This is a genomic window from Pedococcus ginsenosidimutans, assembly GCF_039544395.1.
Taxonomy (GTDB): Bacteria; Actinomycetota; Actinomycetes; order Actinomycetales; family Dermatophilaceae; genus Pedococcus; species Pedococcus ginsenosidimutans.
The window spans coordinates 1-12,962 of sequence record NZ_BAABLO010000011.1 but is presented as its reverse complement, the minus strand read 5'-3'; the positions used below and the strand labels follow the sequence as shown (position 1 = coordinate 12,962).

At 71.2% G+C, this 12,962-nt stretch carries 12 protein-coding genes; 8 read left to right on the top strand and 4 right to left on the bottom strand.

Annotated elements, in window-relative coordinates:
• Positions 1 to 92 precede the first annotated feature (92 nt).
• The 5 genes from ABEA42_RS11105 (at position 93) to ABEA42_RS11085 (ending at position 4,387) form a co-directional block, all read left to right on the top strand.
• A complete protein-coding gene (locus tag ABEA42_RS11105; RefSeq protein ID WP_345503311.1) occupies positions 93 to 647 on the top strand; it encodes a YqgE/AlgH family protein in 555 nt (184 codons plus the stop codon).
• Positions 648 to 729: 82 nt separating this feature from the next.
• On the top strand, positions 730 to 1,032 hold the full coding sequence (locus tag ABEA42_RS11100) for a DUF3039 domain-containing protein (RefSeq protein WP_345503310.1): 303 nt from the start codon (positions 730 to 732) through the stop codon (positions 1,030 to 1,032).
• A 203-nt stretch (positions 1,033 to 1,235) separates the two neighbouring features.
• The gene (locus ABEA42_RS11095) at positions 1,236 to 2,201 is read left to right on the top strand and encodes a zinc metalloprotease (RefSeq protein ID WP_345503309.1); all 966 of its coding nucleotides are present in this window, start codon (positions 1,236 to 1,238) and stop codon (positions 2,199 to 2,201) included.
• A 136-nt stretch (positions 2,202 to 2,337) separates the two neighbouring features.
• Positions 2,338 to 4,092: a DEAD/DEAH box helicase gene (locus ABEA42_RS11090; protein WP_345503307.1), complete on the top strand. Its 1,755-nt coding sequence runs from the start codon at positions 2,338 to 2,340 to the stop codon at positions 4,090 to 4,092.
• 10 nt (positions 4,093 to 4,102) lie between these two features.
• Entirely contained in the window at positions 4,103 to 4,387 is a 285-nt protein-coding gene (locus ABEA42_RS11085; RefSeq protein WP_345503305.1) for a hypothetical protein, read from the top strand.
• A 210-nt stretch (positions 4,388 to 4,597) separates the two neighbouring features.
• Here ABEA42_RS11085 and ABEA42_RS11080 read toward each other — a convergent pair whose 3' ends face one another.
• Positions 4,598 to 5,062, bottom strand: a complete 465-nt coding sequence (locus ABEA42_RS11080; protein ID WP_345503304.1) for an Lrp/AsnC family transcriptional regulator — start codon at positions 5,060 to 5,062, stop codon at positions 4,598 to 4,600.
• Between the two features lie 107 nt (positions 5,063 to 5,169).
• Here ABEA42_RS11080 and hppD point away from each other — a divergent pair, with 107 nt between their 5' ends.
• Complete coding sequence (gene hppD, locus ABEA42_RS11075; protein ID WP_345503303.1) at positions 5,170 to 6,378, top strand: 4-hydroxyphenylpyruvate dioxygenase; 1,209 nt, start codon at positions 5,170 to 5,172, stop codon at positions 6,376 to 6,378.
• Positions 6,379 to 6,479: 101 nt separating this feature from the next.
• Here the strand turns inward: hppD and ABEA42_RS11070 are convergent, their stop codons facing one another.
• On the bottom strand, positions 6,480 to 7,961 hold the full coding sequence (locus tag ABEA42_RS11070; RefSeq protein ID WP_345503302.1) for an APC family permease: 1,482 nt from the start codon (positions 7,959 to 7,961) through the stop codon (positions 6,480 to 6,482).
• 163 nt (positions 7,962 to 8,124) lie between these two features.
• On the opposite strand from ABEA42_RS11070, the gene ABEA42_RS11065 reads away from it, so the two are divergent.
• Positions 8,125 to 9,063, top strand: coding sequence for an RDD family protein (locus tag ABEA42_RS11065; protein ID WP_345503300.1), 939 nt, complete (start codon positions 8,125 to 8,127; stop codon positions 9,061 to 9,063).
• A gap of 10 nt (positions 9,064 to 9,073) precedes the next feature.
• Here the strand turns inward: ABEA42_RS11065 and fahA are convergent, their stop codons facing one another.
• Both fahA and ABEA42_RS11055 read right to left on the bottom strand, forming a co-directional pair.
• Positions 9,074 to 10,333, bottom strand: coding sequence for a fumarylacetoacetase (fahA, locus tag ABEA42_RS11060; RefSeq protein WP_345503299.1), 1,260 nt, complete (start codon positions 10,331 to 10,333; stop codon positions 9,074 to 9,076).
• Positions 10,334 to 10,335: 2 nt separating this feature from the next.
• Positions 10,336 to 11,208 (bottom strand): hypothetical protein, encoded by an 873-nt coding sequence (locus tag ABEA42_RS11055; RefSeq protein WP_345503298.1) that lies wholly within the window; start codon positions 11,206 to 11,208, stop codon positions 10,336 to 10,338.
• 89 nt (positions 11,209 to 11,297) lie between these two features.
• On the opposite strand from ABEA42_RS11055, the gene ABEA42_RS11050 reads away from it, so the two are divergent.
• Positions 11,298 to 12,536 carry a homogentisate 1,2-dioxygenase gene (locus tag ABEA42_RS11050; RefSeq protein ID WP_345503297.1) on the top strand — a complete coding sequence of 413 codons (1,239 nt, stop codon included), beginning with the start codon at positions 11,298 to 11,300 and terminating at the stop codon, positions 12,534 to 12,536.
• Positions 12,537 to 12,962 lie beyond the last annotated feature (426 nt).

The window sequence follows — 12,962 nt, the reverse complement described above, 5'->3', positions numbered from 1 at the left end:
TGCGCCCGATCACCCGGGCGTGACATCAACCGAACAGCCACAGCCCCGGTCCCGGCGACCGGGGCTGCGGCGTGTGTGGGCATGATGGTGACGTGGACACCGACCTGTCGGGCAGCCTGCTCGTCGCGACACCCCAGATCGAGGAAGGGGTGTTCTGCCGCAGCGTCGTGCTCCTGCTCCACCACGACACCGAGGGCGCCCAGGGCGTCGTGCTCAACCGGCCGATGGAGGCCCGGGTCGACGCCGTCCTCCCGGACTGGCAGCCCCACGTCACGGCGCCAGCGGTCCTGTTCGAGGGTGGCCCGGTGGGCCTCGACAGCGCCCTCGGGCTGGTGACGGTGCCCGGCGACGTCGAGCCCATGGGGGTCAAGCGCCTCTTCCGCGGGCTGGGCCTGGTGGACCTCGACGCCCCTCCGGCGATCGTGGTCCCCGAGGTCGCGGGCCTGCGGATCTTCGCCGGGTACTCCGGGTGGTCGCCCGGCCAGCTCGAGGACGAGGTGCGTTCGGGCAGCTGGTACGTCGTGGAGTCCGAGGGCCGCGACGCCTTCGACGCAGAGCCCGAGCAGCTCTGGGTACGTGTGCTGCGGCGCCAGCGCGACCACCTCGCCTTCGTCGCCACGTTCCCGGCCGACCCCGAGCTGAACTGACGCCTCCGGGCGGGGCAGCCGGGCCGCGGACGCCGCCCGCGCAGGGGCGGCGGGCGCGGGACCGCGGCATACACTCGTGGGCATGAGCGAGCCCCAGATCCCGCTGGACGACCCGCTGGCCCCGTCGGCCCAGCCCTCCACCCAGACCGCCGTGCTGGAGCGCGAGCAGGTCGAGGAGCAGCTGCAGGAGCCCGGCGACCACGAGCGCTTCTCCCACTACGTGCGCAAGGAGAAGATCCTCGAGAGCGCGATGTCGGGGGAGCCGGTGGTGGCGCTGTGCGGCAAGGTCTGGGTACCCGGCCGCGACCCCAAGAAGTTCCCCGTGTGCCCCACCTGCAAGGAGATCTACGAAGGCCTCCGCGCCCCCCAGGACGGCGGGGAGTGAGCGGCGCCGCGCGCCGCTGACACCGCTCGGGTCGCCGTCGCCACAGGCGACCCAGGAGCACACTCACCCCTCGCAGGTTCCCTGACCTGCCCTTTTGCGAACGAGTCTTTACCTGCCGTTGAGGCCAGGTCCGGCGCCGGAAACGTAGCGTCGCGGCGTCGGCCCCGGTCACCGCAGGCCGGGTGCCCTGTGAAAGGACGCCCATGAAGCTTCGATCCCGCATCGCACTCTCGTCCCTCCTGCTGGGTGCCGCGGCGCTCGGCCTCGGCCAGGGCAGCGCCACCGCGCAGCCGATGGCCGGCGAGAGCACCGTCGCCGCCGAGTGCTCCACCCACCACGACTCGGTGAACGCGGCCAGGTCCGCCCAGGGCGGCAACCGCCAGGACGGCAACGAGCTGTCCCCGGCCCAGGCCAAGTCGATGGAGGCCGGCCTCGCCAAGGCGATGGCGGCCAAGGGCTACACCAAGGCGGCCAACGGCTCGGCCCGCAAGCCCGGGGGTGGCGGGGCGTTCGCCGCGACCACCGTGCGGGTCTACGTGCACGTCATCACCAGCGGCTCCGCGGGCGCGATCAGCTCCAGCCAGATCAGCAACCAGCTCTCGGTCCTCAACAACGCCTACGCCTCTTCGGGCTTCAGCTTCACGCTCGCCGGGACGGACACGACGAACAACAGCAGCTGGTACAACCTGTCGCAGGGCAGCAGCGCCGAGCGGTCGATGAAGACGACGCTGCGCAAGGGCACCATGGCCGACCTCAACATCTACACGGCCAACCTCTCCGGCGGACTGCTCGGCTGGGCCACCTTCCCCAAGTCGAGCTACGACGCCATGGACGGCGTCGTCATCCTCGACCAGAGCGTGCCGGGCGGTACGGCGTCCCCCTACAACCTCGGTGACACCGCCACCCACGAGATCGGCCACTGGGCCGGGCTCTACCACACGTTCCAGGGCGGCTGCACCGGTCAGGGCGACTACGTCTCCGACACCCCGGCCGAGGCGTCCCCCGCCTACGGCTGCCCGACCGGTCGCGACAGCTGCGCCTCGTCCTCCGGCCTGGACCCCATCAAGAACTTCATGGACTACACCGACGACGCCTGCATGAACACCTTCACCACCGGCCAGACCACCCGGATGCAGAACTCCTGGGTGACCTACCGCCAGGGCAGGTAGCCGCGCGGCAGCACCTCCGACGGCGCCGCGCCGTCCCGGTGAGAAGGCAGCACCGACCTAGCACACCCCGAGGCCCCGGCAGCGATGCCGGGGCCTCGGCATGTCGTTTCGCGACAGCGGCTACCGTGGCTCGCCTATGAGTACCGCCGCCGCTTCGCACCTGTCACCAGCCTTCCCGGAGCGGGCGGCCTGGGGGACTGCGTCCAAGCTGCGCGCGTGGCAGCAGGCCGCGCTGAGCAGCTACCTGCAGTCCGACCCCCGCGACTTCCTCGCGGTCGCGACCCCGGGCGCCGGCAAGACCACCTACGCGCTGCGCCTGGCCACCGAGCTCCTCGGCCGCGGCACCATCTCGGCCGTCACCATCGTGGCGCCCACCGAGCACCTCAAGACCCAGTGGGCCGAGGCGGCTGCCCGCGTCGGCATCCACATCGACCCGAAGTTCTCCAACTCCTCGGCGCGGCACTCCAGCGAGTACCACGGGGTGGCCCTGACCTACGCCCAGGTCGCCAGCCGTCCCTCGCTGCACCGCACGCGCACGGAGTCCGCGCCGACGCTTGTCATCCTCGACGAGATCCACCACGGCGGCGACAACCTCTCGTGGGGTGACGCCATCCGCGAGGCGTTCGAGCCGGCGGCGCGGCGCCTGGCGCTCACCGGCACCCCGTTCCGCTCGGACACCTCGCCGATCCCGTTCGTGACCTACGCCGAGGACCGTGACGGGATCCGTCGCTCGTCCGCGGACTACACCTACGGATACGCCGAGGCGCTGCGCGACGGCGTCGTCCGACCGGTGCTCTTCCTCGCGTACGGCGGGGCCATGCGCTGGCGCACCAAGGCCGGTGACGAGATCGCAGCCCGCCTCGGCGAGATGCTGACCAAGGACGCCATGGCCCACGCCTGGCGCACGGCGCTCGACCCCAAGGGCGAGTGGATCCCGTCGGTCCTGGCCGCCGCTGACAAGCGCCTCACCGAGGTACGCCGCGGGGTCCCGGACGCCGGTGGCCTCGTCATCGCCTCCAACCAGACCTCGGCCCGCGCCTACGCGAGGATCCTCGAGTCGATCACCGGCGAGAAGGTCACCACGGTGCTCTCCGACGACGCCGGGTCCTCCGAGCGCATCGAGGAGTACGCCGCGGGCGACTCGCGGTGGATGGTGGCCGTGCGCATGGTGTCCGAGGGCGTGGACGTGCCCCGGCTGTGCGTCGGGGTCTACGCGACGTCGACCTCGACGCCCCTGTTCTTCGCCCAGGCCGTGGGCCGCTTCGTCCGCGCCCGCCGCCGTGGTGAGACCGCCTCGGTGTTCCTGCCGTCCGTGCCGGTGATCCTCGAGCACGCGGCCCGCCTGGAGGACGAGCGCGACCACGCCCTCGACCGGCCGCAGAAGGACGACGGCAGCGCCGCGGCTATGTGGGCCGAGGAGGACGCGCTGCTCGAGGCGGCCAACCGCACCACCCGCACCCCCGACATCGACCAGCTCACCTTCGAGGCCCTGGAGTCGGACGCCGAGTTCGACCACGTGCTGTTCGACGCGAAGCAGTTCGGGCTCAACGCCGTCGTCGGGTCCGAGGAGGAGCAGGAGTACCTCGGCCTGCCAGGGCTGCTCGAGCCCGACCAGATGGCGGTGCTGCTCCACGAGCGGCAGACCGCCCAGCACGGGCGACGGCCCAAGGTGGCCGAGGCGCCGGTGTCCGCGCACCGGGCGCTCGCCGCACAGCGCAAGGAGCTGAACAAGCTCGTCGCTGCCTACGCGCGCAAGAACAACGCCCCCCACGGCGTCGTCCACAACGACCTGCGTCGCGCCTGCGGCGGACCCTCCCTGGAGGAGGCCACCTCCGACCAGGTGACCGCCCGGATCGAGAAGATCCGCGCCTGGTTCGTCGGCCGCCGCTGAGGGCCACGCCATGGCCAACGCCTACGTCGAGACCAGGATCAGCATCGCCCGGGCGATGATCGTCACGCTGGCGGTCCTCGTCAGCGGCCTGTTCACCTGGGGAGCCGTCGCGGTGCCCGAGCCGGGGTGGTGGGCGGCCCTGCCCATGAACGCCGTCGGCGTCGCGCTCGTCCTCGTGGGCAGCCGTCGGCGATCGTCGACCGAGGGTGGGTCCGGTGGCGCGGCGATGGCCTGGGGCGCAGTGGTCGTCGCTGCCTCGGTCGTGGTGTCCTTCGCCCTCGGCAACGCCACCTGACCCCAACCGGCCCGTCACCACCCGCGCCGCCGACGCCCATGCCCCGAAGTCTGGGACTTCGGTCCACCGCGCCCCCGGGTGACCCGAAGTCCGGGACTTCGGGTCATTGCAACCCCGGGTGACCCGAAGTCCGGGACTTCGGCCCTCCGCGCCCCAAGGTGACCCGAAGTCTGGGACTTCGGGCAGCGTGCCGCGGCGGGGCTAGCCGCCTCAGCCGCCGGACTGGACGAGCGGCAGCGTCCGCAGCGGGATCCTGGTGGCCAGCGAGATCGTCGTGTTGGCGCGCACCACGTGCTGGTCGTCGACCACGGCGTCGATGACGCGCTGGAGGTCGGCGTTGTCACGGGCGACGATGTGGATGAACACGTCACCCGAGCCGGTGATGGTGTGGGCCTCGAGCACCTCGGGGATCCCCTGCAGGTGCTCGACGACGGGGGAGTGGCCGCGGCCCTGGCGGATCTCGAGAGTGCAGAACGCCGACACGGGGTAGCCCATCGCGGCCGGGTCGAGCTGGGGAGCCCACGACCTGATCACCCCGCGGGACACCAGGCGGTCGAGGCGCGCCTGTACGGTGCCGCGCGCGACGCCGAGCGCCCGCGAGGCCCCCAGCACCCCCACCTGGGGCTGGTCGGCGAACAGGGCGAGCACGCGACGGTCGAGGTCGTCGAGGATCATGGTCACATTGTCCACCCATGGCAACCCCATGGCAGGCACTCTGCGCACTCTGCTCAGTCCCGCGGCGTACGGTTGCCCACATCCCTCGCAGCCGCCACGCTGCAGCCATGACGGACACCACCCTTGACCTGACCCCGCAGGAGCGCGAGGCCAACCTCGACATCGAGCAGCTCAAGCAGCTCGTCGGCCTCGTCGAGTACGACGAGTCGAAGGACCCGTTCCCGGTCACGGGCTGGGACTCCATCGTCTTCGTCGTCGGCAACGCGACCCAGACCGCGCACTACTACATGTCCGCGTGGGGCATGGAGCTCGTGGCCTACTCCGGCCCCGAGAACGGCCAGCGCGACCACAAGTCGTTCGTGCTGAAGTCCGGCTCGATCCGCTTCGTCGTCAACGGTGCGGTCACCCCCGACAGCCCGCTCATCGCCCACCACGCCAAGCACGGCGACGGTGTCGTCGACATCGCCCTCGAGGTCCCGGACGTCGACAAGTGCGTCGCGCAGGCCAAGGCCGCCGGCGCCCGCGTGGTCCGCGAGGCCGAGGACATCACCGACGAGCACGGCACGGTGCGCATCGCGTCGATCGCGACCTACGGCGAGACGGTGCACAGCCTCGTCGACCGGTCCCGCTACACCGGGCCCTACCTGCCGGGCTACGTCGCGAAGACCTCCACCTTCGAGAAGCGCGACGGTGCGCCCAAGCGCCTCTTCCAGGCCCTCGACCACATCGTCGGCAACGTCGAGCTGGGGAAGATGGAGGAGTGGGTCACCTTCTACAACAAGGTCATGGGCTTCGTGAACATGGCCGAGTTCATCGGTGACGACATCGCCACCGACTACTCCGCACTGATGTCCAAGGTCGTCGCCAACGGCAACCACCGCGTGAAGTTCCCGCTCAACGAGCCGGCCATCGCGAAGAAGAAGAGCCAGATCGACGAGTACCTCGAGTTCTACGACGGTCCCGGCGCCCAGCACCTGGCCCTGGCGACCAACGACATCCTGCGCACCGTCGACGAGCTCCGCAAGGAGGGTGTGGAGTTCCTCGACACCCCCGACAGCTACTACGAGGACGCCGAGCTGCGCGCCCGCATCGGCAACGTCCGCGTGCCGATCGAGGAGCTGCAGAAGCGCAAGATCCTCGTCGACCGCGACGAGGACGGCTACCTGCTGCAGATCTTCACCAAGCCCCTCGGTGACCGCCCCACCGTGTTCTTCGAGATCATCGAGCGGCATGGCTCGCTCGGGTTCGGCAAGGGCAACTTCAAGGCGCTGTTCGAGGCCATCGAGCGCGAGCAGGACGCCCGCGGCAACCTCTGACCGCCCGGCTGGTCTCCCGCCACAACGAGCTTGGGGGCCGGAGCGCTCGCAGACGCGAGCGCTCCGGCCCCCAACTCGTGTCGGTGGGGTCGTGGACCGCGTCAGTCGCGCTGGGCCAGCCGTGCGTTGCGGCGGCCGTAGAGGAAGTAGACGAGGAAGCCCACGAGCATCCACACCAGGAACCGTGACCAGGTCTCGAGGGACAGGTTGGTCATGAGGTAGAGGCACGCCAGGGCGGACAGCACCGGGATCACCGGGTTGAACGGCACGCGGAACGGCCGCTTCATGTCGGGGCGGGTGCGCCGCAGGATGGGCACCGCCAGCGAGACCACCACGAACGCGAACAGCGTGCCGATGCTGACGAGGTCGGCCAGGGCCTTGAGCGGGACGAGCGCGGCCAGCAGGGCCACCAGCACGATGGTGCCCATCGTGATCCGGTACGGCGTGCCCCACCTGGGGTGGATCTTGGCCACCGCGGGCGGCAGGAGCCGGTCGCGCCCCATGGAGAAGCCGATCCGGCCCATCGCGACGATGTCCACGAGGATGACCGAGGTCAGGCCGGCGACCGCTGCCACGGAGATGAGCTTGGCGGCCCAACCCGCCCCCACCGACTCGAACGCGCTGGCGATCGGGGCGCCCTCGTTGAGCTGGCTGAACGGCACCATGCCGGTGATGACGAGCGAGACGCCGATGTAGAGGACCGTGCAGATGCCGAGCGTGCCCAGCAGGCCGAGCGGGAGGTCGCGGCTGGGCTTGCGGGTCTCCTCGCCGAGGTTCGCCACGGCCTCGAAGCCGGTGTAGGCGAAGAACACGACGGCAGCGGCGGTGAGGACGCCGGCGAAGCCGAACGCCGTCGGCTCGATACCGAACACCGCCTGGCTGAGCGGCTGCTTGAGGCCCGAGGTGTTGGCGGCCACGGGCCGCGAGGGGGGCACGAACGGCGTCAGGTTGGCGGCCTTGACGAAGAACGCGCCGGCCACGATGACGAACACGCAGATGGCGACCTTGACGGCCACAAGCGCGTTGGTGACCCGGGCGCTCTCGCGGATGCCGATGATGGCGACGACGCCGAGGACCAGGACGATGGCGACGGCGCCGACGTTGACCGGCGCCTTCTCGCCGAAGAGCCCTGTGGGCAGGCCGAACAGCTCCTGCATGTAGCCGGACCACCCACGGGCGACCACCGCGGCGCCGAGTGCGAACTCGAGGATGAGGTCCCAGCCGATGATCCACGCGAAGACCTCGCCGATCGTGGCGTAGGCGTAGGTGTAGGCGCTGCCGGCAGTGGGGACGGCTGCCGCCATCTCGGCGTAGCAGAGCGCGGCCAGCAGGCTCACGAGCCCGGCGATGGCGAAGGAGAACACCACCCCGGGTCCGGCGTGGTTCTTGGCCTCGATGCCGGTCAGCGTGAAGATGCCGGTGCCGATGACGATGCCGATGCCGAAGCCCATGAGGTCGACGGCGCCGAGCCGCCTCCGCAGGTGGGTGACCTCACCGCCGGCCTCGGTGCCGGCGTCGTCGGCCTGGGCGAGGACGTCCTCGACGGGTTTGGTGCGCAGGACTGAGTTGCTGGGGCTGCTCATGGCCATCCACCCTAGGGTCGGCCGCACGCCGCCGCCCGGCGAGCACGGCGCCGCTGCACTGCGCCCGGTCCAGCCCGCCCGGTCCAGCCCGCCCGGTCCCGCACACGCGCCGGCCAGCCCGCGCGTGTGCGGGACGCCCCAGCACGCGTGAGAGGCTGGCCCCATGCAGACGCCCACGCACGCCGGCTGGTTCGACGACCCGGAGGACGCCGAGCAGCTGCGCTACTTCGATGGTGTCGTCTGGACCAAGCACACCACCCCGCGCTCGACCCGTCGGGCGGCGTCGACCCCCGTCCTGCCAGGGCAGCAGCAGTTCCCCGGGCAGGGGCACCCGCCCCAGTACCCCGGGCAGGTCACCCCGCCCCGGGCGGCACAGCCGGGGTCAGGGCCCGGACCCCAACAAGGGTCGTCGGGCAGCCCCACGTCCGGACCGGTGCAGCCTCCCGCGCCGACGCCGTGGCAGCACCCCAACCAGCAGTTCCCCGGGACGCCGCAGCACGGCCAGTGGACGCCCCCGGCCTACGGCGGCCTCCCCACGGCCCAGCCGAGCACCCCCGACGGCCAGCCCCTCGCGTCGTACTGGCAGCGCGTCGGCGCCTTCATCCTCGACTGGGTGATCCAGGGCGTCATCGCCGCGATCGTCGGCTACTACTTCCTGGCCAAGGCGATGGGCGACTACGTCGACCAGTTCAACACGATGATGCGCAACGCCGAGAACGGCCAGCAGCCTGACCTCACGGCGCTCACCAACAGCATCGACACCAGCGCCCTGCTGGCCTACAGCGTGGTCGCGATCGCGGTGTTCGTCGCCTACCAGACCTTCTTCCTCACGCGGCTGGGGGCGACGCCCGGCAAGCTCGCCGTCGGCATCAGCGTGCGCCTGCGCGACCGGCCGGGCCGCCTGTCCACGGCGGAGGCGCTGCGTCGCGTCGCCCTGCCGATGGCGCTGTTCGTCGGGCAGATCGTGCCGGTGCTGGGCCTGCTCGCCCTGCTGGCGCGTGTGCTCGACCTGCTGTGGGCGTCCTGGGACCCGCAGAAGCAGGCCCTGCACGACAAGGTCGGTCGCACCAACGTCGTCGTGGGTCGCGCTCCTCGCCGCTAGGTCGAGGCCGTCAGGGCCGCGCGGGGAGGATGGTGCCCCGCACCTCGCCCAGCCCGACCGTGCTGCCGCCCGGTCCGGGGGCCCAGGCGCGCAGCACGACCTCGTCACCGTCCTCGAGGAACGACCGCGTGGAGCCGTCGGACAGCGCCACGGGCTCGGCGCCGTTCCACGACAGCTCGAGCAGGCTGCCCCGGGTCCCCGGGTCCTTGCCGGAGATGGTCCCGGAGCCGAAGAGGTCGCCCGGCCGCACCGAGGCGCCGTTGACGCTGAGGTGGGCGAGCATCTGGGCGGGGGACCAGTACTGGTCGCGGTACTCGGGGCGGGAGACCACGGTGCCGTTGAGCTCCACCTCGTAGTGGATGTCGAGCCCGTACGCCGCGCCCGCGCCGACGAGGTACGGCAGCGGCTCGGGGTCCTGGCGGGGGACGGGGACTCGCGCCGCGGCCAGGGCGTCCATGGGCACGACCCAGGCGGAGATGCTCGTGGCGAACGACTTGCCGAGGAAGGGCCCCAGGGGCACGTACTCCCAGGCCTGGATGTCGCGCGCGCTCCAGTCGTTGAGCAGCACGACCCCGAAGAGGTGCTCGTCGGCATCGTCGACGGACACGCGCTGCCCCAGCTCGGTCGAGCCCCCGACGACGAACCCGAGCTCGGCCTCGATGTCGAGGCGGGTGCTCGGGCCGTAGGTGGGGGCCGACTGGGTGGGGGCCTTGCGCTGCCCGCTCGGGCGCACCACGTCCGTGCCGGAGACCACGACCGTGCCGGCCCTGCCGTGGTAGCCGATGGGCAGGTGCTTCCAGTTCGGAGTGAGGGGCTCGGAGTCCGGACGGAACAGGCGGCCCACGTTGGTGGCGTGCTGCTCGCTGGCGTAGAAGTCGACGTAGTCGGCCACGTCGAGGGGCAGGTGCATGCGGACCTGCTCGAGGGGCAGCAGGTGGGGCTCGACGCAGTCGCGGTGGGTGTCCTGGGTGAGCACCTCGGTCAGCCACGCGCGCGCCGCCCCCCACGCCTGGCGACCCTGTGCCAGGAACGGGTTGAGGGTCGGGGCGAGCCACACCTCACCGGACTCCATGCCGGCGCGCTCGGCACAGGCGCCGGCGTCCAGCACGAGGTCGCCCACCCGGACCCCGACCCGCGGCGCGGTGCCCTCGGTCGAGAACACCCCGTACGCCAGCGTCTGCAGGCCGAAGGGGTGGTCGGCGGGGACGTCCAGCCACGAGGGCGCGACGGCGCCCGTGGTCTGGTCGGGCACGGTGGTCTGGTCGGGCACGGTCAGGCTCCTTGGATGAGGCGGCGCGTCATGAGCTCGCTGATCGGGTCGGTGACCTCACAGCACCCGTATGCCGTGAAGGTCCTGCGCAGTGCCCCCACGTCGTCTCCCTCAAGGAGGCCGACGCTGCGGGCGAGGGTGTCGCTGTCCCGGTCCGCGAGGACGGGCACGAGCAGGTCGGGGCCGTCGCCGGCCAGGGCCCGGTGGACCGCGAGGAGGACGTTGAGCAGCCCGTGCTGCTCACCCTCCGCCCGGGTCCCGCGGACGAGGTGGTGCAGGCCGCCGGTGAGCTTGAACGGGACCTCGCGGTCCACCGCCGCCGCGATGAACGCGGCGAGCTCCGCCTCGTCCGGCCACGGCCAGGTCGGGGTGGCGCCGGTGCGGAACTTGGCCTGGACGCGCGTCCCGGCCTGCACCGCGCTCCGTACGTCGTCGAGGCAGGACTGCTGCTCCTCGCTGCGCGGGACCTCGAGGGTCAGGGGGAGCCCGCCGAGCGCCGCGTCGCGCCAGGCCGGCGACCAGGCCGTCTCGACTCCCACCGGAGCGACCCCACGGGCCGCTGACAGGGTTGCCACGGCTGCTTCCGTCTGCGCGGTCGGGACACCGGGCCGTGCGACCAGCGCGACCTCCAGGACGGGGCTGAGCGCCGAGGCGGTGCTGTCCACCACCGTCTCGAGGCGAGCTGCATCCGACACCGGGACGAGCAGGGGGCCGACGATCGGCGCGTACGCGGCGGCGCGGTGGAACCGGTGCCGGCGCACCGCCTCGTCGAGTGGGGCGTTGCCCGGGGGGAACACCGCCGCGTCGTCCACGAGTGCGGTGAAGAGGGCGGGGTCGGCGACGCGCTGGGACGCGGCCTCCGACGTCGGTGTCATGGCGGCGAGGCTACTAGGGTGGCGAAGGGCCGAGGACCCGGCCCGCGGTCCGGTCCGGACCAGCCGACGAGACCACGACGAGGTGGACAGTGGCGCACTACCAGGCCATGGGCGACATCCCTCCCAAGCGGCACACGCAGCACCGGCGACCGGCGCGCGGTGGCCGGACCGGGGAGCTCTACTACGAGGAGCTCATGGGGGAGGAGGGGTTCTCCTCGGACTCCTCGCTGCTCTACCACCGCAACATACCCTCGACCGTGGTCGGCGCTCGCGAGTGGTCAATCGGCGACCTGTCCACGACTCCCAACCACCCGCTGGTGCCCCGCCACCTGAGGCTGCACGACCTGTTCGCGCCCAAGGACGTCAAGAACACCGATGTCGTGACCGGCCGTCGCCTCGTGCTGGGCAACGGGGACGTGCGCATCTCGTACGCCGTGGCCGGCGCCCCGAGCCCCTGGTACCGCAACGGCGTGGGTGACGAGTGCGTCTACGTCGAGCGTGGCCGCGCGCGCGTGGAGACGGTCTTCGGCGGCTTCGACGTCGCCGAGGGCGACTACGTCATCATCCCCAGGGCGACCACGCACCGGTGGATCCCGAGGCGCTCGACGAAGGACCCGCTGCGGGCGTACGCCATCGAGGCCAACTCGCACATCGCACCGCCCAAGCGCTACCTGTCCAAGTACGGGCAGCTGCTCGAGCACGCCCCCTACTGCGAGCGGGACCTGCGCGGTCCGGAGGGGCCGCTGCTGGCCGAGGACGTGGGAGCGAGGGCTGACGAGGAGTCCGAGGTCTACATCAAGCACCGCGGCAACGGACCCGGCGGGATCGTGGGGACGGTGCACACGCTGCCGTTCCACCCGCTCGACGTGGTCGGGTGGGACGGCTGCCTGTACCCGTACGTCTTCAACGTCCGTGACTTCGAGCCCATCACCGGGCGGGTGCACCAGCCGCCGCCGGTGCACCAGGTCTTCGAGGGCTGGAACTTCGTCATCTGCAACTTCGTGCCGCGCAAGGTGGACTACCACCCGCTGTCGATCCCCGTGCCGTACTACCACTCGAACGTGGACAGCGACGAGATCATGTTCTACGTCGACGGCGACTACGAGGCCCGCAAGGGTTCGGGGATCGGGAAGGGGTCCATCTCCGTGCACCCGGGGGGCCACGCGCACGGTCCCCAGCCGGGGGCGAGCGAGGCCTCCATCGGTGTCGAGTACTTCGACGAGCTCGCCGTCATGGTCGACACCTTCCGCCCGCTGGAGCTGGGGGAGGGCGGACGCGCGGTCGACGACGGTGCGTACGCCTGGTCCTGGGGCCGTCCTCGCGCCTGAATCAGGGCCTCGCAGGGGCCCGTGACGGTGCATGGTGCACGGGATCCGTTGCAGCACAACGGGTCTCGTGGGACAACGGCCCCCTCGAGGCACCTCTGGGGGGCTCCAGGAGCCTGCCTCGAGGCCGATTTTGGACTCTCGCCGAACATGGTCTACAGTTGAGTCATCGCCGAACGCCAAGCGCGCTCGATCCAAGGCTTCCTGCACAGGGAGAACGGATTTGACGCCCAAGTTGCGAGGCGAGTAACCTAGAACGGTTGCCCCAAACACTCCGGCCGGAAACGGCGAGTGAATGGTGCGCGTCCGATCCTTGAGAACTCAACAGCGTGTCAAAAATCGATGCCAATTACCTCGTCTCTGGGGTGCCGGCTGCATGGCCTTTCTGGTTGTGGGTTGGTGTTCTGGAACGAAAATCCTTTGGTTGAA